Origin of the sequence: Streptomyces chartreusis NRRL 3882 (assembly GCF_900236475.1) — a bacterium.
Classification (GTDB): Bacteria; Actinomycetota; Actinomycetes; order Streptomycetales; family Streptomycetaceae; genus Streptomyces; species Streptomyces chartreusis_D.
In genome coordinates this window covers 1,476,276-1,501,361 of record NZ_LT963352.1, presented here as the reverse complement: position 1 = coordinate 1,501,361, position 25,086 = coordinate 1,476,276, and the positions used below count along the sequence as shown (strand labels likewise).

Annotated in this window: 19 protein-coding genes; 16 read left to right on the top strand and 3 right to left on the bottom strand. The window is 71.3% G+C overall.

What is annotated here, in order from left to right; translation table 11 throughout:
- The first annotated feature begins 23 nt into the window (after positions 1–23).
- From SCNRRL3882_RS06750 to SCNRRL3882_RS06675, 16 genes are all read left to right on the top strand, one after another.
- Positions 24–1,205, top strand: coding sequence for an ROK family transcriptional regulator (locus SCNRRL3882_RS06750; RefSeq protein WP_029181596.1), 1,182 nt, complete (start codon positions 24–26; stop codon positions 1,203–1,205).
- Positions 1,206–1,300: 95 nt separating this feature from the next.
- A complete protein-coding gene (locus SCNRRL3882_RS06745; RefSeq protein WP_029181595.1) occupies positions 1,301–2,818 on the top strand; it encodes a sugar ABC transporter ATP-binding protein in 1,518 nt (505 codons plus the stop codon).
- A complete protein-coding gene (locus SCNRRL3882_RS06740; RefSeq protein ID WP_010045928.1) occupies positions 2,815–3,834 on the top strand; it encodes an ABC transporter permease in 1,020 nt (339 codons plus the stop codon). Before SCNRRL3882_RS06745 ends, SCNRRL3882_RS06740 begins: the two co-directional genes overlap by 4 nt.
- A gap of 17 nt (positions 3,835–3,851) precedes the next feature.
- Positions 3,852–4,898 carry a substrate-binding domain-containing protein gene (locus SCNRRL3882_RS06735; RefSeq protein ID WP_010045925.1) on the top strand — a complete coding sequence of 349 codons (1,047 nt, stop codon included), beginning with the start codon at positions 3,852–3,854 and terminating at the stop codon, positions 4,896–4,898.
- A gap of 55 nt (positions 4,899–4,953) precedes the next feature.
- A complete protein-coding gene (locus SCNRRL3882_RS06730; protein WP_029181594.1) occupies positions 4,954–6,165 on the top strand; it encodes a Gfo/Idh/MocA family protein in 1,212 nt (403 codons plus the stop codon).
- 14 nt (positions 6,166–6,179) lie between these two features.
- Complete coding sequence (locus SCNRRL3882_RS06725; protein ID WP_010045921.1) at positions 6,180–7,178, top strand: sugar phosphate isomerase/epimerase family protein; 999 nt, start codon at positions 6,180–6,182, stop codon at positions 7,176–7,178.
- Positions 7,179–7,259: 81 nt separating this feature from the next.
- The gene (locus SCNRRL3882_RS06720; protein WP_010045919.1) at positions 7,260–9,761 is read left to right on the top strand and encodes a PQQ-dependent sugar dehydrogenase; all 2,502 of its coding nucleotides are present in this window, start codon (positions 7,260–7,262) and stop codon (positions 9,759–9,761) included.
- A 15-nt stretch (positions 9,762–9,776) separates the two neighbouring features.
- A complete protein-coding gene (locus SCNRRL3882_RS06715; protein ID WP_029181593.1) occupies positions 9,777–11,132 on the top strand; it encodes a ThuA domain-containing protein in 1,356 nt (451 codons plus the stop codon).
- Between the two features lie 105 nt (positions 11,133–11,237).
- Positions 11,238–12,458, top strand: a complete 1,221-nt coding sequence (locus SCNRRL3882_RS06710; RefSeq protein WP_040904058.1) for an inositol-3-phosphate synthase — start codon at positions 11,238–11,240, stop codon at positions 12,456–12,458.
- Positions 12,455–13,504 carry an SCO3242 family prenyltransferase gene (locus SCNRRL3882_RS06705; RefSeq protein WP_010045912.1) on the top strand — a complete coding sequence of 350 codons (1,050 nt, stop codon included), beginning with the start codon at positions 12,455–12,457 and terminating at the stop codon, positions 13,502–13,504. The genes SCNRRL3882_RS06710 and SCNRRL3882_RS06705 overlap by 4 nt, the downstream gene beginning before the upstream one ends.
- A complete protein-coding gene (locus tag SCNRRL3882_RS06700) occupies positions 13,501–14,496 on the top strand; it encodes a sugar phosphate isomerase/epimerase family protein (protein WP_010045910.1) in 996 nt (331 codons plus the stop codon). The genes SCNRRL3882_RS06705 and SCNRRL3882_RS06700 overlap by 4 nt, the downstream gene beginning before the upstream one ends.
- The gene (locus SCNRRL3882_RS06695) at positions 14,493–15,323 is read left to right on the top strand and encodes an EboA domain-containing protein (protein WP_010045907.1); all 831 of its coding nucleotides are present in this window, start codon (positions 14,493–14,495) and stop codon (positions 15,321–15,323) included. The genes SCNRRL3882_RS06700 and SCNRRL3882_RS06695 overlap by 4 nt, the downstream gene beginning before the upstream one ends.
- Complete coding sequence (locus SCNRRL3882_RS06690; protein ID WP_010045905.1) at positions 15,323–16,243, top strand: TatD family hydrolase; 921 nt, start codon at positions 15,323–15,325, stop codon at positions 16,241–16,243. Before SCNRRL3882_RS06695 ends, SCNRRL3882_RS06690 begins: the two co-directional genes overlap by 1 nt.
- Before the next feature lie 3 nt (positions 16,244–16,246).
- Positions 16,247–17,416, top strand: coding sequence for a metabolite traffic protein EboE (eboE, locus tag SCNRRL3882_RS06685; RefSeq protein WP_010045903.1), 1,170 nt, complete (start codon positions 16,247–16,249; stop codon positions 17,414–17,416).
- Entirely contained in the window at positions 17,413–18,831 is a 1,419-nt protein-coding gene (locus SCNRRL3882_RS06680) for a nucleotide pyrophosphatase/phosphodiesterase family protein (RefSeq protein ID WP_010045901.1), read from the top strand. Before eboE ends, SCNRRL3882_RS06680 begins: the two co-directional genes overlap by 4 nt.
- An 81-nt stretch (positions 18,832–18,912) precedes the next feature.
- On the top strand, positions 18,913–19,971 hold the full coding sequence (locus tag SCNRRL3882_RS06675) for a sugar phosphate isomerase/epimerase family protein (RefSeq protein ID WP_010045899.1): 1,059 nt from the start codon (positions 18,913–18,915) through the stop codon (positions 19,969–19,971).
- Between the two features lie 68 nt (positions 19,972–20,039).
- On the opposite strand, the gene SCNRRL3882_RS06670 is transcribed toward SCNRRL3882_RS06675, so the two are convergent.
- The 3 genes from SCNRRL3882_RS06670 to SCNRRL3882_RS06660 all read right to left on the bottom strand — a co-directional run bounded on the left by SCNRRL3882_RS06670 (position 20,040) and on the right by SCNRRL3882_RS06660 (position 25,082).
- Positions 20,040–21,425 carry an OFA family MFS transporter gene (locus SCNRRL3882_RS06670; RefSeq protein ID WP_010045898.1) on the bottom strand — a complete coding sequence of 462 codons (1,386 nt, stop codon included), beginning with the start codon at positions 21,423–21,425 and terminating at the stop codon, positions 20,040–20,042.
- A 1-nt stretch (position 21,426) separates the two neighbouring features.
- Entirely contained in the window at positions 21,427–22,815 is a 1,389-nt protein-coding gene (locus SCNRRL3882_RS06665) for an OFA family MFS transporter (protein WP_010045897.1), read from the bottom strand.
- 122 nt (positions 22,816–22,937) lie between these two features.
- Positions 22,938–25,082, bottom strand: a complete 2,145-nt coding sequence (locus SCNRRL3882_RS06660; RefSeq protein ID WP_010045895.1) for an acetate--CoA ligase family protein — start codon at positions 25,080–25,082, stop codon at positions 22,938–22,940.
- Between the last annotated feature and the right edge of the window lie 4 nt (positions 25,083–25,086).

Genomic DNA, 25,086 nt, shown 5'->3' with positions numbered 1-25,086 from the left:
GCGGGGAGGGGCTCGTGAGACGTATGACGGCACGACCCGGAAACGCCCACCAGGCCCGCCTGCTCAAGCTGTTGCGCGACGGCGGCCCCAACTCCCGTGCCCAGCTGGGCGACCAGGTCGACCTCTCACGGTCCAAGCTCGCCGTCGAGGTGGACCGGCTGCTGGAGACGGGGCTGGTCGTGGCCGACGGACTCGCCGCCTCGCGCGGTGGCCGCCGCTCCCACAACATCCGGCTCAACCCCCAGCTGCGCTTCCTCGGCGTCGACATCGGCGCGACCTCGGTCGACGTCGCCGTCACCAACGCCGAACTGGAGACCCTCGGGCACATCAACCACCCCATGGACGTGCGCGAGGGCCCGGTCGCGGTCTTCGAGCAAGTCCTGGCCATGGCCGCCAAGTTGAAGGCCTCGGGGCTCGCGGAGGGGTTCGACGGCGCCGGCATCGGCGTCCCGGGCCCGGTCCGTTACCCCGAGGGCATCCCCGTGGCCCCGCCGATCATGCCGGGCTGGGACGGCTTCCCCGTGCGGGAGGCGCTCAGCCAGGAACTCGGCTGTCCGGTCATGGTCGACAACGACGTGAACCTCATGGCGATGGGGGAGCAGCACGCGGGCGTCGCCCGCACCGTCGCCGACTTCCTCTGCGTCAAGATCGGCACGGGCATCGGCTGCGGCATCGTCGTCGGCGGTGAGGTCTACCGCGGTACGACGGGCAGCGCCGGCGACATCGGGCACATCCAGGCCGTGCCCGACGGCCGCCCCTGCGCCTGCGGCAACCGGGGCTGCCTGGAGGCCCACTTCAGCGGGGCCGCCCTCGCCCGTGACGCCATGGAGGCCGCCCAGCAGGGGCTCTCCGTCGAACTGGCGTCGCGGCTGGAGACCAACGGCGGCCTCACCGCCGTCGACGTCGCCGCCGCGGCCGCCGCCGGCGACGCCACCGCACTCGACCTGATCCGCGAGGGCGGCAACCGCACCGGCCAGGTCATCGCCGGCCTGGTGAGCTTCTTCAACCCGGGCCTGGTGGTGATCGGCGGCGGGGTGACCGGCCTCGGCCACACCCTGCTCGCCGCGATCCGCACCCAGGTCTACCGCCAGTCACTACCTCTCGCGACCGGCAACCTGCCCATCGTCCTGGGCGAGTTGGGACCCGCCGCCGGAGTCATCGGCGCGGCCCGGCTCATCAGCGACCACCTGTTCTCACCCGCGTAAGCGCACGTCAGTACGTCAGCACAGCACCACGCTCTCGGTACCGAGCCCTGCTCTGCCCTGCCCTGACACCGGCCCGCCCGCCAAGGGGAATCCGCATGGCACCAGAATCACCGCTGCTCAGCATGTCCGGCATCACCAAGTCGTTCCCCGGAGTCCGGGCCCTCGACGGCGTCGACCTCGACGTCCAGGCCGGTGAGGTGCACTGTCTGCTCGGCCAGAACGGCGCCGGGAAGTCGACCCTCATCAAGGTCCTGGCCGGCGCCCACCAGCCCGACACGGGCACCATCCGCTGGCGCGACGAGGAGGTCACGCTCCGCTCGCCGATCGCCGCCATGCGGCTCGGCATCGCGACCATCTACCAGGAACTCGACCTGGTGGAGCACCTGTCGGTCGCCGAGAACGTGCACCTGGGGCATGAGCCGACCGCCGCGGGGTTCGTCGTGCGGGGGAAGGCGGCCAAGGCCTCGACCGGAGCCCTGCTGAAGCGACTTGGCCACGGGGAGATCGACCCGGCCCGCCTCGTCGGGGAGCTGTCGGCGGCACAGCAGCAGATCGTGTCCATGGCCCGGGCGCTCTCCCACGACGTGCGGCTCATCGTCATGGACGAACCGTCCGCCGCCCTCGACCCGGACGAGGTCGACAACCTCTTCCGCATCGTCGGCGACCTCACCGCCGCGGGTGTCGCCGTCGTCTACATCTCGCACCGCCTGGAGGAGATCCGGCGCATCGGCGACCGGGTCACCGTACTGAAGGACGGCCGGGCCGTGGCGAACGGACTGCCCGCGAAGACCACACCGACCCGCGAGGTCGTCGCCCTGATGACCGGCCGCAACGTCGAGTACGTCTTCCCCGACCGGCCCGCGGCCCCACCGCCCGGCGAACCGGTGCTGACCGTCCGGGGGCTGTCCCGCGCCGGGGAGTTCGAGCCTCTCGACCTGGAGGTGCGGCCCGGCGAGATCGTGGGCCTCGCCGGACTCGTCGGCTCGGGCCGCTCCGAGATCCTGGAGACCGTCTACGGCGCCAGGAAGCCGACGTCCGGTCAGGTGCTGGTGGACGGGCGGCCCTTGAAGCCGGGCAGCGTCCGGGCCGCCGTCCGGGCCGGACTCGGGCTCGCCCCCGAGGAACGCAAGGCGCAGGCCCTGCTGATGCTGGAGTCCGTCACCCGCAACGTGTCGGTCTCCTCCATGTCCCGCTTCTCGCGCGCCGGCTGGATCGACCGGGGCGCCGAACTCGGTGCCGCCCGGGCCGCGACCCGCGAGCTGTCGCTCAGGCCCGACAACCCGTCCGTGCCCGTGCGCACCCTGTCCGGTGGCAACCAGCAAAAAGCCGTCCTCGCCCGCTGGCTGCTGCGCGGCTGCCGGGTGCTGCTGCTCGACGAACCCACCCGCGGCGTCGACGTCGGCGCCCGCGCCGAACTGTACGCGGTCGTCCGCCGGCTGGCCGACGAAGGCCTCGCCGTGCTGCTGGTCTCCAGCGAGGTGCCCGAGGTGCTCGGCCTCGCCGACCGCGTCCTGGTGCTGCGCGAGGGCCGTGTCGTCCACACGGCACCCGCGCGCGAACTCGACGAACACCGCGTACTCGACCTGGTCATGGAAGGAAGCCCGGCGTCATGACGCAGCCCGTCTCCCCGCCGCGGGACAGCAGCACCGACAAGGTGCCCCAGGCCCGGCCCACACCCTGGCGCGGCCTGCTGGCCCGCGCCGACGTCCGCACCCTCTCGCTGCTCGGCGTGCTCGCCGCGCTGATCGTCGTCGGCGGCATCACCAAGCCCGACGAGTTCCTCGACACCCGCAACCTGCAACTGGTCCTCACCCAGGCCTCCGTGGTCGGCGTCGTCACCGTCGGCATGACCTTCGTCATCATCTCCGGCGGCATCGACCTGTCGGTCGGCGCGATCGTCGCCCTCGCCTCGGTGTGGGCGACCACGGTCGCCACCCAGGAGTACGGCTTCGCCGGCATCCTCTTCACGGCGATCGTCGTCGGAGTCGGCTGCGGCCTGGTCAACGGGGTGCTCATCGCCTACGGCTCGATGGTGCCGTTCATCGCCACCCTCGCCATGCTGGCCTCCGCCCGCGGCCTCGCCCTGCAGATCACCGACGGCAAGACACAGATCGTCACCGTGCCGTCCGTCCTCGACCTGGGAGAGCGCGACGCCTACATCCTGGGCATCCCGCCGCTGGTCCTGGTCTTCGCCGTCGTGACGGTCATCGGCTGGCTGGTGCTCAACCGCACCACCTTCGGCCGCCGCACGGTCGCCGTCGGCGGCAACCCGGAGGCGGCCCGGCTCGCCGGCATCGACGTCCGCCGCCAGCGGCTCTACCTCTACCTGCTGTCCGGGCTGTGCTGCGGCATCGCCGCCTTCCTGCTGATCGTCCTGTCCGGCTCCGGCCAGAACACCAACGGCAACCTCTACGAACTCGACGCCATCGCCGCCGCGATCATCGGCGGCACCCTGCTCACCGGCGGCCGCGGCACCATCACCGGCTCGGTGCTCGGCGTCCTGATCTTCTTCACGATCACCAACATCTTCGCCCTGAACAACCTGCAGAGCGACGTCCAGCAGATCGCCAAGGGCGCGATCATCGTCGCCGCCGTGCTGGTCCAGCGCCGTACCGCGAGCACGACCTGAGGAAAGGGTTCACCGCCATGACCGAGATCACGAGCCGCAGAGGACTGCTCTTCGGGGCCGCCGCCGTCTCCGCCGGTGCCCTCCTCACGGGCTGCACGAGCAACGAGCCCTCCGACTCCAAGGACGAGCCGGCCGCCAACGACCAGCCCGCCGCCGACGACAAGCCCGGCAAGCAGGTCACCATCGGCTTCGCCGGACCGCAGGCCGACCACGGCTGGCTCAACGCCATCAACGACAACGCCAAGAGCCGCGCCGAGAAGTACTCCGACGTCACCCTGGAGATCACCGAGGGCTCCAACGACACCGCCCAGCAGATCGGCCAGATCGAGACCCTCATCAACAAGAAGGTCGACGTCCTGGTGGTGCTGCCCGCCGACGGCAAGGCCCTCACCCAGGCCGGCCTGAAGGCGATGCGCGCGGGCATCCCGGTCGTCAACCTCGACCGCATCTTCAACACCCCGCAGGCCTACCGCTGCTGGATCGGCGGCGACAACTACGGCATGGGCCTCAACGCCGGCCACTACATCGGCGAGAAGCTCAAGGGGAAGTCGAACGCCAAGGTCATCGAGCTGGCCGGCCTGGACAACCTGGAGCTCACCAAGCAGCGCACCCAGGGCTTCGACGACGCCCTGAAGAACTACCCCAACATCAAGAAGGTCGCCCGGCAGGCCGCCGAGTTCACCGTCGAGTCCGGCCAGGCCAAGATGGCCCAGCTGCTCCAGGCCCAGTCGAAGTTCGACGCGCTGTGGAACCACGACGACGACCAGGGCGTGGGCGCCCTGCGGGCCATCGACCAGGCCGGGCGCGACGACTTCCTGATGGTCGGCGGCGCCGGCGCCCTGTCCGCCTTCCAGGCCATCAAGCAGGACGACGGCGTGCTGAAGGCGACCGTCCTCTACCCGCCGACCATGGCCGCCTCCGCGATCGACCTCGCCCGCGCCCTCGGCCAGGGCAAGGGCATCGGCGGTCTGGCCGAGTTCGAGATCCCGTCGTCGATCACGCTCTACTCCGCCGTCGTCGACAAGACCAACGTCGACCAGTACATGTCCACCGGCTTCAAGTGATCCACCCCGCACCCCCCACGTGCGCCACCCCGACAAGGACGAGGAGGACACCCGTATGGGACAGCCGCAAGCGCAGTCAGATGGGACCGAGGCAGGCAAGCCACCCCTGCGCGTGGGGATGGTGGGCTACGCCTTCATGGGCGCCGCCCACTCCCAGGGCTGGCGCACCGCGGGCCGTGTCTTCGACCTGCCGCTGAACCCCGTGCAGGCCGTGATCTGCGGCCGGGACGCCACCGCCGTGCGGGCGGCGGCCGACCGCCACGGCTGGGCGTCCACCGAGACCGACTGGCGTACCCTCGTCGAACGCGACGACGTCGACCTCGTCGACATCTGCACCCCCGGCGACAGCCACGCCGAGATCGCCCTCGCCGCGCTCGCGGCCGGCAAGCACGTCCTGTGCGAGAAGCCCCTCGCCAACACCGTCGAGGAAGCCACCTCGATGGTGCGGGCCGCCGAAGAGGCCCACCAGCGGGGGCAGGTGGCGATGGTCGGCTTCAACTACCGCCGGGTGCCGGCCACCGCGCTCGCCCGCCGGATGGTCGCCGAGGGCCGCCTGGGCGCACTGCGGCACGTGCGCGTGACGTACCTCCAGGACTGGCTGGTCGACCCGCAGTTCCCGCTCACCTGGCGACTGCGCAAGGAACAGGCCGGCTCGGGCTCGCTCGGCGACCTCGGCGCGCACATCATCGACCTCGCGCAGTACCTCGTGGGGGAGCGGCTGGCGGGCGTCTCCGCACTGACGGAGACCTTCGTACGGGAGCGGCCCCTGCCCACCGGCGCCACGAGCGGCCTGTCCGCCGTCTCGTCCGCCGGCACCGGCCAGGTCACGGTCGACGACGCCGCCCTGTTCACGGCCCGCTTCCCCTCCGGCGCCCTCGCCTCCTTCGAGGCCACCCGCTACGCCACCGGCCGCAAGAACGCCCTGCGCATCGAACTCAACGGGGAGCGCGGCTCGCTCGCCTTCGACCTGGAGCGGCTCAACGAACTGTCCTTCCACGACGGCACCGAACCCGGCGCCGAGGCCGGGTTCCGCCGCATCCTGGTCACCGAGCCCGACCACCCCTACCTGGACGCCTGGTGGCCGCCGGGCCACGGCCTCGGCTACGAGCACACCTTCGTGCACCAGGCCCGCGACCTCGTCCACGCCATCGCCGAGGGCCGCCGCCCCGAACCCTCCTTCGCCGACGGGCTCCAGGTGCAGCGCGTGCTCGCGGCCGTGGAGGAGAGCGCCGAGAAGAACTCCGTCTACACCCCGATCGCGGTCTGAGGAGGCTGACGCGCATGCCGCGTACGTTCACGCTGTTCACCGGTCAGTGGGCCGACCTGCCGCTGGAAGAGGTCTGCCGGCTCGCCCGCGACTTCGGCTACGACGGCCTCGAACTCGCCTGCTGGGGCGACCACTTCGAAGTCGACAAGGCCCTCGCCGATCCGTCCTACCTGGACGGCCGCCGGGCGCTCCTCGACAAGTACGGCCTCAAGTGCTGGGCCGTCTCCAACCACCTGGTCGGCCAGGCCGTCTGCGACGCCATCATCGACGAACGCCACCAGGCGATCCTGCCCGGAGATGTGTGGGGCGACGGGGACCCGGAGGGGGTCCGCCAGCGGGCCGCGGACCGCATGAAGGACACCGCGCGTGCCGCGGCGGCCTTCGGCGTCGACACCGTCATCGGTTTCACCGGATCCGCCATCTGGCACCTGGTCGCCATGTTCCCGCCCGCCCCCGACGCGATGATCGAGCGCGGCTACCAGGACTTCGCCGACCGCTGGAACCCGATCCTGGACGTCTTCGACGCGCAGGGCGTGCGCTTCGCGCACGAGGTCCACCCCAGCGAGATCGCCTACGACTACTGGACCACCCAGCGGGCTCTCGAAGCCGTCGACCGGCGTCCCGCCTTCGGCCTCAACTTCGACCCGAGCCACTTCGTGTGGCAGGACCTCGACCCGGTCGGCTTCCTCTGGGACTTCCGCGACCGCATCTACCACGTCGACTGCAAGGAGGCCCGCAAGCGCCTCGACGGACGCAACGGACGGCTCGGCTCCCACCTGCCCTGGGGCGACCCCAGGCGCGGCTGGGACTTCGTCTCCGCCGGGCACGGCGACGTCCCCTGGGAGGACGTCTTCCGGATGCTGCGCTCCATCGGCTACCAGGGCCCGATCTCGGTCGAGTGGGAGGACGCCGGCATGGACCGGCTCCAGGGGGCGCCCGAGGCGCTGACCCGCCTCAAGGCCTACGACTTCGAGCCGCCGTCGGCCTCCTTCGACGCGGCCTTCGGCAACTGAGACTCCCTGAGCTCTCCGGGATGACGGCGCATCCCGGCGTACGCACCCGCCCGTACAACCGGCCCCATTCTGGAGGCATTCGTGCACGGGAACCACCGCACCGCCAGCACTGCCAGAGCCCGCAGAACCGAGCCTCACAGACGACGCCTGCGCCAAGCGGTCGCACTGTTCAGCGGCGCGCTGCTGGCGGGCGCCTCCCTCACCCTGACCGCACCGCAGGCCGGCGCGGCCGCCGCGGACGAGCCGGCCGTCGCGGCCGAGGACTTCCAGCAGGTCACCCTCGCCAAGGGCGAGGCGGAGGTCGGCGAGCCCATGTCGCTCGCCGTCCTCCCGGACCGCTCGGTCCTGCACACCTCCCGCGACGGCGAACTCCGCCTCACCGACGCCGCCGGCAACACCAAGCTCGCCGGCAAGCTCGACGTCTACTCCCACGACGAGGAGGGCCTCCAGGGCATCGGCGTCGACCCCGGCTTCTCGGAGAACCGTTTCATCTACCTCTACTACGCGCCCCCGTTGAACACCCCCGCGGGCGACGCCCCCGAGACCGGCACCGCCGCCGACTTCGCGCCCTTCGACGGCGTCAACCGGCTCTCCCGGTTCGTCCTGAAGACCGACGGCACCCTCGACACCGCTAGCGAGAAGAAGATCCTCGACGTCCCGGCCTCCCGCGGCCTGTGCTGCCACGTCGGCGGTGACATCGACTTCGACGCGCAGGGCAACCTGTACCTGTCCACCGGTGACGACACCAACCCGTTCCAGTCGGACGGCTTCACCCCGATCGACGAGCGCGCGAACCGCAACCCGGCCTTCGACGCCCAGCGGTCCGCCGGCAACACCAACGACCTGCGCGGCAAGATCCTGCGCATCAAGGTGAACGCCGACGGCTCCTACACCGTCCCCGAGGGCAACCTCTTCGCCCCCGGCACGGACAAGACCCGCCCCGAGATCTACGCGATGGGCTTCCGCAACCCGTTCCGCTTCAGCGTCGACAAGAAGACCGGCATCCTCTACGTCGGTGACTACGGCCCCGACGCCGGCGCCGCCGACCCCGCGCGCGGCCCGGCCGGCCAGGTCGAGTTCGCCCGCGTCACCGGCCCCGGCAACTTCGGCTGGCCGTACTGCACGGGCGACAACGACGCCTACGTCGACTACGACTTCGCGACCGGGACATCGGGTGCCGCGTTCGACTGCAACGCGCCGAAGAACACCTCCCCGAACAACACCGGCCTGACCGACCTGCCCCCGGCCCAGCCCGCCTGGATCCCCTACGACGGCGGATCGGTGCCCGAGTTCGGCACCGGCTCCGAGTCCCCGATGGGCGGCCCGGTCTACCACTACGACCCGGCGCTCGACTCGCCGGTGAAGTTCCCCGAGGCCTACGACGGCGACTTCTTCGCCACCGAGTTCGGCCGCCGCTGGATCAAGCGCATCACCAGCGACGCCGACGGCACCGTGCGGTCGATCAACGACGTGCCCTGGACCGGCACGCAGGTGATGGACTCGGCCTTCGGCCCCGACGGGGCGCTGTACGTCCTCGACTACGGCCTGTCGTGGTTCGGCGGTGACGAGCACTCCGCCCTGTACCGCATCGAGAACGCCACCGACGGCCACTCGCCCGTCGCCCAGGCGGCGGCGAGCAAGACCTCCGGCCAGGCACCGCTGCGGGTCAGCTTCTCCTCCGCGGGCACCAGCGACCAGGACGGCGACGCCCTCACCTACAGCTGGGACTTCGGGGACGGCGGCAAGTCCACCGCGGCCAACCCCACCTACCGCTACAGGAAGAACGGCACCTACACCGCCACCCTGACGGTCAAGGACACGACCGGCCGCACCGGCAGCGCCAGCGTGCAGATCGTCGTCGGCAACACCGCGCCGACCGTGGTCCTGGAGACGCCGAAGGACGGGCAGCTGTTCAGCTTCGGTGACGCCGTCCCGTTCAAGGTGAAGGTCACCGACCCGGAGGACCGGACCATCGACTGCTCCAAGGTCAAGGTCACCTTCATCCTCGGCCACGACACCCACGGCCACCCCCTGACCTCGGCCAACGGCTGCACCGGCACCATCCAGACCAGCGCCGACGGCGGCCATGACGAGGACGCCAACATCTTCGGAGTCCTCGACGCCGAGTACACCGACAACGGAGGCGGCGGCCAGGCCGCGCTGACCACGCACGACCAGAACGTGGTGCAGCCCCGGCACCGCCAGGCCGAGCACTACGGCAACGCCTCCGGCGTCACGGTCATCACCAAGGACACCGCGCACGGCGGCAAGACCGTCGGCGACATCGACAACGGCGACTGGATCTCCTTCACGCCGTACGTCCTGAACAACGCCACGAAGATCACCGCACGCGTCTCCTCCGGCGGCGCCGGCGGCACCCTCGAGATCCGCGCGGGCTCCGCCAAGGGCACCCTGCTCGGCAAGACGACCGTGCCGGTGACCGGCGGCTGGGAGACCTTCCAGGACGTCCAGGCGAACCTGTCCCGCGCGCCCAGGGGCACCACCACGCTCTACCTGGTCTTCAGGGGGAGCGGCACCGGCGCCCTGTTCGACGTCGACGACTTCACGTTCACGACCAGCTGAGAGGAGGCGGCCGACATGCGATCGACCAGCAGATACGCGACGGGAGTCGTGGGCGCCGCCCTGCTCCTGGGGTGCGTCTCGGGCCCGGCCTCGTCCCAGGACGACACCGAGGGCAAGCGGGTCCTGGTCTTCTCCAAGACCGCCGGCTTCCGGCACGACTCCATCCCCGAGGGCGTCGCGGCGGTGAAGCAGCTCGGCGGACAGGGCGGTTTCACCGTCGACGCGACCGAGAACGCGGGCGCCTTCACCTCGTCCAACCTGCGGCGCTACGACGCGGTCGTGTTCCTGTCGACGACCGGAGACGTCCTCGACGCCCGGCAGCAGCGCGCCTTCGAGGGCTACATCCGCGCCGGCGGTGCCTACGTCGGCGTGCACGCCGCCGCCGACACCGAGTACGACTGGGCGTTCTACGGCGGCCTCGCCGGCGCCTACTTCCAGTCGCACCCGGCGATCCAGCCCGCGACCGTGCACGTCGAGGACCACGCCCACCCGGCGACCTCCGGACTGGAACGGGCGTGGAACCGCACCGACGAGTGGTACAACTACCGCTCAAACCCGCGGGAGAGAGCCCACGTCCTCGCCTCGCTCGACGAGTCGTCCTACACCGGCGGCACCATGCAGGGCGACCATCCGATCGCCTGGTGCCAGAACTACCAGGGCGGCCGTTCCTTCTACACCGGCGGCGGCCACACCAAGGAGTCCTACGCCGAACCCGCCTTCCGCACGCACCTGCTGGGCGGAATCCGCTGGGCCATCGGTGAGGCCGAGGCCGACTGCCGACCGGAGACGGGCTACCGGCCGCTCTTCGACGGCACTCCCGCCTCGCTGGACGACTGGCGGCAGGCGGGCCCGGGCTCCTTCACCCTCTCCGACGACGGCACGCTCACGTCGTCGGGCGGCATGGGCATGCTCTGGTACGCCACGTCGGGCTTCTCCTCGTACTCCCTGAAGCTCGACTGGAAGATGGCCAGCGACTCCGGCGACGACAACTCCGGCGTCTTCGTGGGCTTCCCGGCCTCGGACGACCCCTGGTCGGCGGTGAACAACGGCTACGAGATCCAGATCGACGCGACCGACGCCGCGGACCGCACCACCGGCGCGGTGTACGGCTTCAAGTCCGCCGATCTCAGGAAGCGCGACCGTGCGCTGAACCCGCCGGGGGAGTGGAACACGTACGAGATCCGCGTGGAGGGCGAGCGCCTCCGCGTGTGGCTCAACGGCGTGCAGATCAACGATTTCACCAACACCGACCCGGCCCGGAGCCTCGTCGACGGACACCTCGGCATCCAGAACCACGGAGCCGAGGACAAGGTGTCCTTCCGCGACATCCGGATCAAGGAACTGCCCGCGAAGGTCTCGCAGGGCGACTGAGCGGCGGCGGGCGGGGGACGCCGGACTCCCGCCCGCCGTCTTCACCTCTCCGGCGTCCTCACCTCCCCGCTGGGGTCCTGTCCTGGTACGACAAGGAGGCTGCCGATGTCAGTGTCCCGTTCCGAGTCCCGTGTGGGGGTGTGGCTGATCGGAGCGCGCGGCTCCGTCGCCACGACCGTCGTGGCGGGCTGCGCCGCCGTGACGGCGGGTCTGCAACCGCCGACGGGCATGGTGACCGAGACGCCCCCCTTCGCCGACAGCGGCCTGCCGGCCCTGTCGTCCCTCGTCTTCGGCGGACACGACACACTCGACTGCCCCCTGCCCAAACGCGCCGAGGCACTGGCGGCCGGGGGAGTGCTGCCGCCGGGCCTCACCTCCGCCGTCACCGCCGAACTGGCCGCCGCCGACCGTGATATCAGGCCCGGCGGCCCCCTGACCGGGGACACCCGCGACGCCGACGAACTGATCGCCGCCTTCGCGGCCGACATCCAGGACTTCGTGCGGCGCCACGGCCTGTCCCGTGCGGTGGTCGTGAACGTGGCCTCCACGGAAGCCGCGCCCACCGGCGACGCCCTCCCGCCGAGCTCCCTGTACGCCGCGGCAGCCCTGCGCGCCGGGTGCCCCTACGTGAACTTCACCCCGTCGACCGGCCTGCACCACCCCGCGCTGGCCTCGCAGGCACGGTCGTCCGGTCTCCCCTACGCGGGCCGCGACGGCAAGACCGGTCAGACCCTGCTGCGCTCGGTGCTGGGCCCGATGTTCGCCCAGCGGGCCCTGACCGTCCGCGCCTGGTCCGGCACGAACCTGCTCGGTGGCGGTGACGGTGCAGCCCTGGCCGACCCGGCCGCCGCGGCGGCCAAGAACGCCGGCAAGGAACGCGTCCTCGCCGACACCCTCGGCACCACCCCGCAGGGCGAGACCCACATCGACGACGTCCCCGCCCTCGGCGACTGGAAGACCGCCTGGGACCACATCGCCTTCGACGGCTTCCTCGGCACCCGCATGATCCTCCAGACCACCTGGCAGGGCTGCGACTCCGCCCTGGCGGCACCCCTCGTCCTCGACCTCGCCCGTCTGACCGCCCGTGCCCACGAGTCGGGCCTGTCCGGCCCGCTCGACGCCCTCGCCTTCTACTTCAAGGACCCCGTGGGGGACGCGCCGTCGGGCCTGGCCGAGCAGTACGAGGCACTGATCGGCTTCGCCCACAGCCTTCGGGGAGCGGAGCCGGCGGGACCGGGGGAGGGCGCGGGGCTCCCGCAGAGCGCCGGAGAGGGCCGCGAACTCCGCCCGGGGGAACAGACCAACGGGACGGAGGGCCTGCGGTGAGGCGGCGCGAACGCCCTTGCGGAGCCTCAGGCGGCACGGGTGACACCTCCCATGAAGGGGACGCCGGCGGCACGGCGCCCCGCGGCTGCACCAGCCGCCCGGCACGGGTACGCGCCTGGGCCGAACTCCTGCGCCTCCCTGCCCTGTTCAGCGTGCCGGGCGACGCACTCGCCGGCACGGCCGCGGCCGGCGCACCGCCCAACGCCCGCACCCTGCTCGCCATCGGCTCCTCCCTCTGCCTGTACGGGGCCGGCATGGCCCTCAACGACTGGGCGGACCGCGAGGTGGACGCCGTCGAACGCCCCCACCGCCCCCTGCCCTCCGGCCGCATCCGGCCCGCCGCCGCGCTCACCGCCGCCTGTGCCCTCACCGGAGCCGGACTGGCCCTGGCCGCCCGCGCCGGCCGCCCCGCCCTGGCCGTCGCCGCGCCCCTGGCGGTGACCGTCTGGGCGTACGACCTCACCCTGAAGCACACAACGGCCGGGCCCGTGGCCATGGGCGCGGCCCGCGGACTGGACCTGCTCCTGGGCGCCGCGGCCACCACCGGCCGTACCCGCCGGGCACTGCCCTCCGCCGCCCTCCTCGGCACCCACACCCTGGCCGTCACGGCGGTCTCCCGGCAGGAGGCCCGGAGCGGCTCACCTCTGACTCCCCTGGCGGCGCTTGCGACGACGGCCCTGCTGACCCGCCTGGTGACGCACCGCCTCGCGAGTCCCCCGAAAGGCGGTCGGGAAGCAGCCGCCCACGTCCTGCCGGGCCTGCCGCCCGCCCGTCCCCGAGGGCGCGAGCCGGGCCGACAGCCCGTGGCACACCTCACCACCGCCCTCGCAGCCGCCTACGCCGCGACCACCGCCCGCCCCTACGTCCACGCCGCCCTCAATCCCTCGCCTCCTCTCACCCAGCGAGCGGTCGGCGCCGGCATCCGCGCCACGATCCCCCTCCAGGCCACCCTGACCGCCCGCTCCCGGAGCACGGCCACCGCCCTCCTCATCGCGGCCCTCGCCCCGCTCGGAGCGAGGTTCGGGAAGAAGGTGAGCGTCACATGAGCTCCGAAGCCCGAGCCCCCGGCAGCCGAGCCACCCCAGCAGGGCCCGCCCTGCCTTCCCTCCGCTTCGGCTACGGCACCAACGGCCTGGCCGACCTCCGGCTGGACGACGCGCTCCGCCTTCTCGCCGACCTCGGATACGACGGAGTCGGGCTGACCCTCGACCACATGCACCTCGACCCGCTTGCCCCGGACCTCGCCACCCGCACCCGCCGGGTCGCGCACCGGCTGGACGCGCTCGGACTGGACGTCACCGTGGAGACGGGCGCCCGCTATGTGCTCGACCCGCGCCGCAAACACGGCCCCTCCCTGCTGGACCCGGACCCGGATGACCGGGCTCGTCGTGCCGACCTCCTCCTCCGCGCCGTGCGGGTCGCGGCCGACCTCGGGGCCCACGCGGTCCACTGCTTCAGCGGGACCGTCCCGGAGGGCACCGACACGGACACCGCGTGGAAGCGCCTCGCCGAGAGCCTCACGCCCGTCCTGGCCGCCGCCGCGTCCGCCGGCGTTCCGCTCGCCGTCGAGCCCGAGCCGGGGCACCTCCTCGCCACCCTGGCCGACTTCCATCACCTCCGCCGCATCCTCGGCGACCCCGAACCCCTCGGCCTCACCCTCGACATCGGCCACTGCCAGTGCCTCGAACCCCTCCCTCCCGCCGACTGCGTGCGCGCCGCCGCCCCGTGGCTGCGGCACGTCCAGATCGAGGACATGCGGCGCGGTGTCCACGAGCACCTCCCCTTCGGGGACGGGGAGATCGACTTCCCGCCGGTCCTGGCGGCCCTCGCCGCCACCGGCTACCAGGGGCTGACCGTCGTCGAACTGCCCCGCCACTCCCACGCCGGTCCTCACCACGCCGGACACTCCCTCCCGTTCCTCCGTCACGCCGAGCAGACCGCGCCCACCGGCTCGCCACGTCCTGCTCCGGCTCTCCAGCAGGCCGCGCCACCCCACGGCGCTCCCTCCACCGCCCCTGAAGGGAGCAGCACCCCATGACCCACCCCCGCACCACCCCGGCGGCGAGAACCGACGCCTCCCAGGGCGCCCGAGCCCACGAGAACACCGCCGCCCGGGACACCCAGGACCACGAGGCCGCCGTCGCACGGGACAGCCAGGACTCCGACCCCCTGGCCACCGCGGACACCCACAGCACCCAGACCACCCCCGACACCGCCCTCACCTCCTCGCTGGACGACCTCCGCCGCCACCTCACCACCCACCTCGACCCCGCCGCCCGTGCCTGGCTCGAGCACGCCCTCGACGAGGCCGCCGCCCACCCCGGCATCCACGGGCCGATCTCCGCGTGGGAACTGCGCCTCGCCGAGGCCGGCCGTCGCTGCGGTGCCGCCCACGCCGATGCCGCACGCGTCCTCATCCTCGACGCGGCCCGGGCCGGCACCGACGCCCTGACCCGGGTGTACTTCCAGGGCACCGCCGACGAGCGCCGTGCCGTCCTGCACGCCCTGCCCCACCTCGTGTCCGGCCCCGGCGCCCTCCCGCTCGTGGAGGACGCCCTGCGCACCAACGACACCCGGCTCCTCACCGCCGCCGTCGGCCCGTACGCCGCCCGGCACCTGGCCCCCCACGAATGGCGCCATGCCCTGCTGAAGTGCCTGTTCACCGGCGTCCCCGTCGAACACGTGGCGGACCTGTCCCGGCGTGCCCGGGGCGACGGTGAACTCGCCCGCATGCTGGGCGACTACGCCGCCGAGCGCACCGCGGCCGGCCGCACCGTCCCCGAGGACCTGTACCGCGTCCTGGACCTGACCGAGTCCGTGACTCTGCCCCCCGGCACGGACCACCCCCACGGCAAGGAGTCCTGATGCGCATCTTCGACCCCCACATCCACATGACGTCCCGCACCACGGACGACTACGAGGCCATGCACGCCGCCGGTGTCCGCGCCGTCGTCGAGCCCTCCTTCTGGCTCGGTCAGCCCCGCACCTCGCCCGCCTCCTTCCTCGACTACTTCGACTCCCTCCTCGGCTGGGAGCCGTTCCGTGCGGCCCAGTACGGCATCGCCCACCACTGCACGCTGGCGCTCAACCCCAAGGAGGCGAACGACCCGCGCTGTGTGCCCGTGCTGGACGCACTGCCCCGGTATCTCGTCAAGGACAACGTCGTGGCCGTCGGCGAGATCGGCTACGACTCCATGACCCCCGCCGAGGACACCGCCCTCGCCGCCCAGCTCCAGCTCGCCGCCGACCACGGCCTGCCCGCCCTCGTGCACACCCCGCACCGCGACAAGCTCACCGGTCTGCGCCGCACCCTCGACGTCGTCCGGGAGTCCGCACTGTCGCCGGAACGCGTCCTGATCGACCACCTCAACGAGACCACCGTCAAGGAGGCCAGGGACAGCGGCTGCTGGCTGGGTTTCTCCGTCTATCCGGACACCAAAATGGACGAGGAGCGGATGATCGCGATCCTGCGCGCCTACGGCACCGAGCAGGTCCTGGTCAACTCCGCCGCCGACTGGGGAAAGAGCGACCCCCTCAAGACCCGCAAGGTCGGCGACCTGATGCTGGCCGAGGGCTTCGGCGAGGACGACGTCGACCAGGTGCTGTGGCGCAACCCCGTCGCCTTCTACGGGCTCAGCGGCCGCCTGAACCTCGACGTCGCCGGCACGGAGGCCACCCACGAGGGCAACTCCATCCTCCGCGGCGTCCCGAAGGACCCGCACGAGCCGGACCTCGGCCCGGGAGACGGCGACGGACCGGCCCGCGTCCCCGCCGCGGGGGCGTGAACCATGCGCTTCCGGCACCCCGACGGCTCCACCGTCCACCTCGCCTACTGCACCAACGTGCACCCCGCCGAGACCCTCGACGGCGTCCTCGCGCAGCTCCGCGACCACTGCGAACCCGTCCGCCGCCGCCTGGGCCGCGACCGGCTCGGCATCGGGCTGTGGCTCGCCAAGGACGCCGCCCACGCCCTCGACACCGACCCGTCCGCACTGCGCGGCCTGCGCACCGAGCTCGACCGGCGCGGCCTCGAGGTCGTCACCCTCAACGGCTTCCCGTACGAGGGCTTCGGCGCCGAAGAGGTCAAGTACCGCGTCTACAAGCCGGACTGGGCCGACCCGGAACGCCTCGACCACACCACCGCCCTGGCCCGCGTCCTCGCCGGGCTCCTCCCCGACGACGTCGCCGACGGCACCATCTCCACCCTCCCCCTCGCCTGGCGCACCGCGTACGACGACGAACGCGCCAAGACCGCCCGCACCGCCCTGCGCACCCTCGCCGAACGCCTCGACGCCATCGAGGAGCTGACCGGCCGCTCCGTCCGCGTCGGGCTGGAACCGGAACCCGGCTGCGTCATCGAGACCACCCGCGACGCCATCGCACCGCTCACCGCGATCGCCCACGACCGCATCGGCATCTGTGTCGACACCTGCCACCTCGCCACCTCCTTCGAAGACCCGCACACCGCCCTGGACGCCCTCGGCGAGGCCCGCGTCCCCGTCGTCAAATCCCAGCTCTCCGCCGCCCTGCACGCCGAACACCCCCATCTGCCCGAGGTCCGCGAGGCCCTCGCCGCCTTCGCCGAACCCCGCTTCCTGCACCAGACCCGCACGGCCACCGCCGTCGGCCTGCGCGCCACCGACGACCTCGGCGAGGCCGTCGCGGGCCACGCACTGCCCGACGGCGCACCCTGGCGCGCCCACTTCCACGTCCCCCTGCACGCGGCCCCCGCCGCACCCCTCACCTCCACACTCCCGGTCCTGAAGACCGCACTCACCCGGCTCGTCGGCGGCCCGGCCCCGCTCACCCGCCACCTGGAGGTCGAGACCTACACCTGGCAGGCCCTCCCGTCCGAGCTGCGCCCCCGTGGCCGCAGCCAGCTCGCCGAGGGCATCGCCGCCGAACTCACCCTCGCCCGTGACCTGTTGACGGACCTCGGACTGAAGGAGCTGCCGTGAGCACCGACCTGTCCGCCCCGGGCGCACACCCGGACCGCACGGGACCCACCCCGCTCCTCGTCCTCGACGTCGTCGGACTCACCCCCCGTCTCCTCGACCACATGCCCCACCTCAAGGCGCTCGGCCAGTCCGGCTCCCGCGCCCCGCTCGGGACCGTCCTGCCCGCCGTCACCTGCGCCGCCCAGTCCACGTTCCTCACCGGCACCATGCCCTCGGAGCACGGCATCGTCGGCAACGGCTGGTACTTCCGCGAACTCGGCGACGTCCTCCTCTGGCGCCAGCACAACGGCCTCGTGGCCGGTGACAAACTCTGGGACGCCGCCCGCCGCGCCCACCCCGGCTACACCGTCGCCAACATCTGCTGGTGGTACGCCATGGGCGCCGACACCGACATCACCGTCACCCCCCGTCCGGTCTACTACGCCGACGGCCGCAAGGAACCCGACTGCTACACCAGGCCGGCCGCGCTGCACGACGAACTCACCGAAGAACTCGGAACGTTCCCCCTCTTCCACTTCTGGGGCCCGGGAGCGGACCTCGTCTCCAGTCGGTGGATCATCGACGCGACCCGCCACATCATCCGCACCCGGCACCCCGACCTGACGCTCTGCTACCTCCCTCACCTCGACTACGACCTCCAGCGCTTCGGCCCCGACGACCCGCGCTCCCTGAAGGCGGCCGCCGACCTGGACGCCGCCGTGGCACCGCTCCTGGACGACGCCCGCGCCGAGGGCCGCACGGTCGTCGCGCTGTCCGAATACGGCATCACCCGGGTGAACCGGCCCGTCGACATCAACCGCGACCTGCGCCGCGCCGGCCTGCTGGAGGTGCACACCCAGGACGGCATGGAGTACCTCGACCCGATGGCGTCCCGTGCCTTCGCGGTCGCCGACCACCAGATCGCCCACGTCTATGTGCGCCGCCCCGAGGACCTCGACGCCGCCCGGGCCGCCCTCGACGGCCTGCCCGGCATCGAGCAACTCCTCGACGACGAGGGCAAGAAGGCCCACCACCTCGACCATCCGCGCGCCGGCGAACTCGTCGCCGTGGCGGAACCGGACGCCTGGTTCACGTACTACTACTGGCTCGACGACGCCCGCGCCCCCGACTTCGCGCAGCTCGTCGAGATCCACCGCAAACCCGGCTACGACCCGGTCGAGCTCTTCATGGATCCCCTCGACCCCTACGTCAAGGTCAAGGCGGCCACCGCACTGGCGCGCAAGAAACTCGGCATGCGCTACCGCATGGCGGTCGTGCCCCTGGACCCCTCACCTATTCGCGGCAGCCACGGCCGCCTTCCGGCGAGCGACGACGACGGTCCGCTCCTCATCTGCTCCACCCCCCGCGCTGTCGGCGACCGCGTCGCGGCCACCGATGTGAAGTCACTGCTGCTCCGACTCGCCGGTCTCGACTGAGGCCGCAACCCTCAGTCCCGACTGGTCACAAGTGAAGCACTCACCACTGACAACGCCCTGCGATCACGAGGAGATCCACGCATGAGCCGCTTCTCCCAGCCCGACCCCGAGCTCAGCCACCGCCTCAGCAGACGAGGCATGCTCGGCGTGGCCGCAGGCGCCACCGCCGCCGCCCTGCTCGGTGCCGCCGCCCCCGCGACAGCCGCCACCGGAAACGTGTCCGGAGCCACCGGCACGGCCGCCGGCGCCAAGGGCCGCGGCCGCCCCGTCCTGCCGCCCGGCCGCCTCGGCATCCAGCTCTACAGCCTCCGCGACAAGGTCTCCACGCTCGGCTTCGGCCCCGTCTTCGCCGAACTGGAGAAGTACGGCTACGACGAGGTCGAGTTCGCCGGCTACACCCAGGGCTCGGCCGGCCCCATCACACTCGCCCAGCTCAAGCGGCTGGCCCGGAACCACGGCCTGAACCCGATCGGCAGCCACGTCGGCTACTACTCCAGCGACCCGAACGCCTACACCTTCGCCCAGAACCTCACCAAGGTCCTCGACGACGCCCAGGCCCTCGGCCTCAAGCACATCGGCACGGCCTCCGGCCCGTTCCGCTACGGCTCGACCGTCGACGCGTGGAAGCGCGCCGCCGAGGACTTCAACACCTACGGCGCGGCGGCGAGGGCCCGGGGCATGAAGTTCTACCAGCACAACCACTCCGAGGAGTTCAGCTTCGCCACCGACAACCCGAAGGTCCGCCTCTACGACGTCCTGCTCAAGGAGACCGACCCGGACCTCGTCCACCTGGAGATGGACATCTACTGGGCGTACGTCGGGCAGTTCCGCTTCTCCGAGCGGCCCGACGGCACGCCCGCCCCGTTCGAGCCGCTGGACTACGTCCTCAAGCAGCCCGACCGCTACCCGCTGTTCCATGTGAAGGACGGGGAGAGCGACCCGTCGAACCCGTACGGCTACCGCATGACCGACGTCGGCGACGGTGACATCGACTACCAGCGGTTCATCTCCGCCGTGACCCGGCTGCGCGGCCACCGCATGGCCCACCACTGGCAGGCCGAGCACGACAACCCGGCGGAGTCCTTCACCTTCGCGCGCCGCTCCAGCGCGCACCTGCACTCGCTGCGGGAGAAGTGCTGAGGGCCGTACCGGCATGAGGAGGCCCCTCCCCGGCGGGGAGGGGCCTCCTCATGTAAGTGGGGGGACGGTCAGTTCACCGGCTGTGCCTGGCCGTGTCCCGGCTGGCGCAGCAGCAGCGCGACCGCCGCCGCGAGCATCGACACGCCCCCGGCGAGCGCGTACGCGCCGTTGTAGCCCCAGGCCGCGACCACCATGGAGCCCAGCCCGCCGCCGAACAGGCCGCTGATCAGCTTGCCGCTGTAGATCAGCCCGTAGTTGCTGGCGTTGTAGTTCTCCCCGAAATAGTCCGGGGTGAGCGCCGCGAACAGCGGATAGAACGCGCCGCCGCCGAAGCCGGAGAGGAACGCGAAGAACAGGAACAGCCACTCGCTCTTCAGGTCGCCCGCCCAGATGACGCCGAACTGGGCGAGGCCCAGGACGACGATGACGAACACCAGGGTGGACTTGCGGCCCCACCGGTCGGACAGCCAGCCCACCACGCCGCGGCCGACGCCGTTGACGACCGCCATCACGCCCATGGACGACGCCGCCACCAGCGGGCCGAAGCCCACCTCCTTGGCGAAGTCGACCTGGAAGGAGATCCCGAAGATGGACACGCCGGCGGTCATCACCACGGAGAGCCACATCAGCGGCAGCATGCCCGTCCTGATGGCCTCCTTCGGGGTGTACTGGCGCACCGCCGGAGGGTTCTTGGCGAGGCTCGTGGCGTTCTTCCGGTCGCCGGAGTGGGTCAGCGGATCGATGTCGGCCGGCCACCAGTTCTTCGGCGGGTCCTTGAAGAAGAACGCGCAGGCCAGCACCACGATCATGACGTAACAGCCGATGAGGTCCAGGACGCGGTGGTAGTTCGCCGTGTCGAAGCCGTAGTTGAAGATGAAGATGAACGGCAGCGACCCGTACGCGAACCCGCCGTTGACGAAGCCCGTGCGGGCGCCCCGCCGTTCCGGGAACCACTTGCCGACCATGTTGATGCAGGTGGCGTAGACGAGCCCGGCGCCGATCCCGCCGACCACGCCGAAACCGAGGATCGCCAGCAGCACGTTGTCCAGGTGCGACAGGGCGAGGAACCCCAGCAGGCACATGCCGGACCCGAGGTACATGGCCGTGCGCGCCGTCAGACGGCCCTTCTCCCGCAGCCAGCCCGCGGGGAAGGCGATGCCGGCCTGGAAGAACACCCATACGCTGAGGATCCAGAAGGTGTTGCTCTGCGTCCAGCCGTGCGCGTGGGACAGGGTGTCCTCCGCGGAGCCGTACGCGTACTCGAAGACGCTGATGGCCATCATGGCGATCCACGGCAGATACACCATGAGCTTGCGCGAGTGCCCCAGGATGTCCCGGTCGGTCTCACCGACGCGGTAGACGCGGCCGTGGGAGTCGGTGACCTCGCGGTAGGGACGGTGTGCGGCGTCGGAAGGTGTGGACGAACTGCTTGCTGCGTACGGATCTGCCGTCATGTCAGGCTGTGTCCTCGCCGAGCGGTTGCGGGTTGGGTGCGATGCGGCGCCTTTCCTTGTCGCGTCCCGGCGGGGTCAGGAACAGTGCCACGCAGCCGGCGAAGAGGGAGATGGAGCCGGCCACGATGAACGCACCGGAGTGTCCCCAGGCGCTGACGACCACGGCACCCATGCCCGCGCCCAGTCCGGAGACGAGTTTGGCGCTGTAGACCATGCCGTAGTTGGACGCGTTGTTGTTCTCGCCGAAGTAGTCGGCGGTGAGGGCCGCGAACATCGGGAAGATGGCGCCGCCGCCGAAGCCGGAGATCGCGGAGAAGATCAGGAAGAGCGTGAGGTTCTTGCTCTCGGCCGACCAGAGGATGCCGTACTGGGCGAGGCCCAGGATGAGGCAGACCACGAGCAGGCACCGCTTGCGGCCGTAGAGGTCGGAGAGCCAGCCGATGACCCCGCGGCCGGTGCCGTTGACGACCGCCTTCAGGGACATGGCCGTGGCCACGATGCCGCCCGCGAATCCCGCTTCCTCGCCGATGTCCACCTGGAAGGCGATACCGAAGATGTTCACGCCGGACGTACACGCCAGGCAGAACCACATCAGGGCCACCCGGCCGGTCTGCCACGCCTCCTTGGGGGAGTACTGTCGCACCGCCGGCGGGTTCATCCGCAGGGAGCGCGCCGCGCGCGGGTCGTCCGGCGGGTTCAGCGGGTCGATCGTGCTGGGCCACCAGTTCTTCGGCGGGTCCTTGAAGAAGTAGCCGGAGCACGCGACCAAAGCGGCCAGGAACACACCCACCGAGACCAGTACCCAGCGGAAGTTGGTCAGGTCCATGTAGCCGTTGAAGAGGAAGACGAAGGGCACCGAGCCGTAGGCGAAGCCGCCGTTGACGAAGCCGGTCTTGCCGCCCTTCCGCTCCGGATACCACTTGCCGACCATGTTGACGCAGGTGGCGTACACCATGCCCGCGCCCATGCCGCTGAACATGCTGAAGCCGATGTAGGCGAAGACCACGTGCGGCGCGAAGGCAAGCGACAGATAGCCCAGCAGCGTGCCCGTCGCGCCGAGCATCATCGCCCAGCGGGCCGGAAGTTTTCCGCTCTCACGCAGTTTGCCCGCGGGGAAGGCCACCGCGGCCTGGAAGAAGACCCACACGGTCATCATCCAGAAGATGTGCATGCTGTCCCAGTGGTGCGCGGTGTGCAGGGTGTCCTCGGCGGACGCGAACGCGTACTCGGCGGAGGAGATGCCCATCATGCCGATCCACGGCAGGATGACCATCCACTTGCGTTTGCGGCCCATGATGTCGATGTCGGTCTCACCGATGCGGTAGACGCGTCCGTTCGCGTCCGTGACCTCTCGGTAGGGAACCGTGGTGGGCAGATCGGTCGTTGTCATGTCGTGTCGCACCCCTTGCGTCGAAAGATCTGGCCAGCGCCCCCTGTCCCATGCCTTTCGTGCGCGTGCGGGTCCCGGGGCCGGCCGACGCGCACCGTCGGCCGGCCCCCCGCTCCCTCACCTCATGTACCGCCCCCCAGCCGCCCCGCCTCCCGCGCCCAGCGGTACTTCGCCCCGAGCACGGCCACCGGCTTCTCGGTCGTGTACGGGTAGGCCACGACCCCGCGCTCGAAGAGGTACTGGCAGGCCTCCTCGACCTCCACGTCCCCGGCGAGCGACGCCACGACCGGCTTCTCGATACCGCGCTCCCGGAACTCGGCCACCACGCGCGCGGTGAGCTCCGCGAAGACCATGGGAGGGGTGACGATGGTGTGCCAGTAGCCGAGGACGAGCGCGTGGATGCGCGGATCCTCCAGCCCCAGCCGGATCGTCGCCTCGTACGTCGACGGCGGCTCGCCCCCCGTGATGTCCACGGGGTTGCCGGCGGCCCCGAAGGGCGGGATGAACTTCCGGAACGCCTCGTCCAGGTCGGGCGGGATCTCCATCAGTGACAGGCCGTTGTCCGTCACCGCGTCCGAGAGGAGCACACCGCTGCCGCCGGCCCCCGTGATGATCACGACGTTGTCGCCCTTGGGAGCGGGGAGCACGGGCAACGCGCGCGCGTACTCCAGCATGTCGTTCAGCCCCGGCGCCCGGATCACCCCGGCCTGCCGCAGGATGTCGTCGTACACGGCGTCGTCGCCCGCCAGGGCGCCGGTGTGCGAGCCGGCCGCCTTCGCGCCCACCGCCGTACGCCCCGCCTTCAGCACGACCACGGGCTTCTTCGGCACGGTCGCCCGCGCGGCCTCCACGAAGGCCCGCCCGTCCTTGAGGTCCTCCAGGTGCATCGCGATGCAGTCGGTGTGCGGGTCCTCCCCGAACCAGGTCAGCAGGTCGTCCTCGTCCAGGTCCGACTTGTTGCCGAGCCCGACGATCGCCGACACACCCGTCTTGGTGGTGCGCGCGAAGCCCAGGATGGCCATCCCGATGCCGCCCGACTGCGAGGTCAGCGCCACCCCGCCCTTGACGTCGTACGGCGTGCAGAACGTGGCGCACAGGTCCTGCCAGGTCGAGTAGTAGCCGTAGATGTTCGGCCCCAGCAGCCGCACTCCGTACCGCTCGGCGATCGCCACGATCTCCGCCTGCAGTTCGTGTTCACCGGTCTCGGCGAACCCGGACGGAATCAGCACGGCGTTCGGGATGCCCTTGCGTCCCACCTCCTCCAAGGCGGCGGCCACGAACTTGGCGGGAATAGCGAAGACCGCCACATCCACCTCACCGGGAACGTCCGTGACACTCTTGTACGCCTTGCGGCCCAGAATGTCATCGGCCTTGGGATTCACCGGATGGATGTCGCCCGCGAAACCTCCGTCGACGAGGTTGCGCATCACCGAGTTGCCGATCTTGCCCTGCTCGTTGGAAGCACCGATGACGGCGACCGCACTCGGCTGCATCAGCCGGCGCATCGACGTGAGGATCTCGTCCCTCGAGTACTTCCGGCGAGGCGCGGGCTGCGACTCGGCGAGGATGACCCGGATGTCGGCCGCCACCGCCCCCTCCGCGGTGGCGATCACCGGATTGAGGTCCACCTCCGCGATCTCCGGGAAGTCCGCGACGAGTTGCGACACGCGGCGGATCTGCTCGGCGACGGCCCACCGGTCCACGCCGGCCTGGCCGCGCACTCCGCGCAGGATCTCCGCCGACCTGATGGAGTCCAGCATCGACAGCGCCTCGTCGGCGTCCACCGGCGCGAGCCGGAACGTGACGTCCTTGAGCACCTCGACGAGCACCCCGCCGAGACCGAACGCGACCACCTTCCCGAACGTCGGGTCCGTGACCGCGCCGACGATGACCTCCTGCCCCTTGGGCAGCAGCTCCTGCACCTGCACGCCCGAGATGCGGGCATCGGCGTCGTAGGCGCGCGCGTTGTCGATGATCGTGTGGAACGCGGCCCGTACGTCCGTCGCGCCCTCGACCCCGACGATCACGCCGCCGGCGTCGGTCTTGTGCAGGATGTCCGGCGAGACGATCTTCATCACGACGGGCCCGCCGAAGCGCGCCGCGAACGCCACGGCCTCGTCCACGTCGGTCGCCAGCTCCTCGCCCGGTACGGAGATCCCGTACGCGTCGGCGATCACCTTGCCCTCGGGCGCGGTCAGCGCGGTCCGTCCCTCGGCCCGCACGGAGTCCAGGAGGGACCGCACCCGCAGGAGGCGGTCTTCGGCCATCACG

What these genes read in the sequence shown, in the direction of transcription:
- SCNRRL3882_RS06750 (WP_029181596.1), top strand. Translation starts at nt 24, where the DNA reads ATGACGGCACGACCCGGAAACGCCCACCAGGCCCGCCTGCTCAAGCTG.
- SCNRRL3882_RS06745 (WP_029181595.1), top strand. Translation starts at nt 1,301, where the DNA reads ATGGCACCAGAATCACCGCTGCTCAGCATGTCCGGCATCACCAAGTCG.
- SCNRRL3882_RS06740 (WP_010045928.1), top strand. Translation starts at nt 2,815, where the DNA reads ATGACGCAGCCCGTCTCCCCGCCGCGGGACAGCAGCACCGACAAGGTG.
- SCNRRL3882_RS06735 (WP_010045925.1), top strand. Translation starts at nt 3,852, where the DNA reads ATGACCGAGATCACGAGCCGCAGAGGACTGCTCTTCGGGGCCGCCGCC.
- SCNRRL3882_RS06730 (WP_029181594.1), top strand. Translation starts at nt 4,954, where the DNA reads ATGGGACAGCCGCAAGCGCAGTCAGATGGGACCGAGGCAGGCAAGCCA.
- SCNRRL3882_RS06725 (WP_010045921.1), top strand. Translation starts at nt 6,180, where the DNA reads ATGCCGCGTACGTTCACGCTGTTCACCGGTCAGTGGGCCGACCTGCCG.
- SCNRRL3882_RS06715 (WP_029181593.1), top strand. Translation starts at nt 9,777, where the DNA reads ATGCGATCGACCAGCAGATACGCGACGGGAGTCGTGGGCGCCGCCCTG.
- SCNRRL3882_RS06710 (WP_040904058.1), top strand. Translation starts at nt 11,238, where the DNA reads ATGTCAGTGTCCCGTTCCGAGTCCCGTGTGGGGGTGTGGCTGATCGGA.
- SCNRRL3882_RS06700 (WP_010045910.1), top strand. Translation starts at nt 13,501, where the DNA reads ATGAGCTCCGAAGCCCGAGCCCCCGGCAGCCGAGCCACCCCAGCAGGG.
- SCNRRL3882_RS06695 (WP_010045907.1), top strand. Translation starts at nt 14,493, where the DNA reads ATGACCCACCCCCGCACCACCCCGGCGGCGAGAACCGACGCCTCCCAG.
- SCNRRL3882_RS06690 (WP_010045905.1), top strand. Translation starts at nt 15,323, where the DNA reads ATGCGCATCTTCGACCCCCACATCCACATGACGTCCCGCACCACGGAC.
- eboE (WP_010045903.1), top strand. Translation starts at nt 16,247, where the DNA reads ATGCGCTTCCGGCACCCCGACGGCTCCACCGTCCACCTCGCCTACTGC.
- SCNRRL3882_RS06675 (WP_010045899.1), top strand. Translation starts at nt 18,913, where the DNA reads ATGAGCCGCTTCTCCCAGCCCGACCCCGAGCTCAGCCACCGCCTCAGC.
- SCNRRL3882_RS06670 (WP_010045898.1), bottom strand. Translation starts at nt 21,425, where the DNA reads ATGACGGCAGATCCGTACGCAGCAAGCAGTTCGTCCACACCTTCCGAC.
- SCNRRL3882_RS06665 (WP_010045897.1), bottom strand. Translation starts at nt 22,815, where the DNA reads ATGACAACGACCGATCTGCCCACCACGGTTCCCTACCGAGAGGTCACG.
- SCNRRL3882_RS06660 (WP_010045895.1), bottom strand. Translation starts at nt 25,082, where the DNA reads ATGGCCGAAGACCGCCTCCTGCGGGTGCGGTCCCTCCTGGACTCCGTG.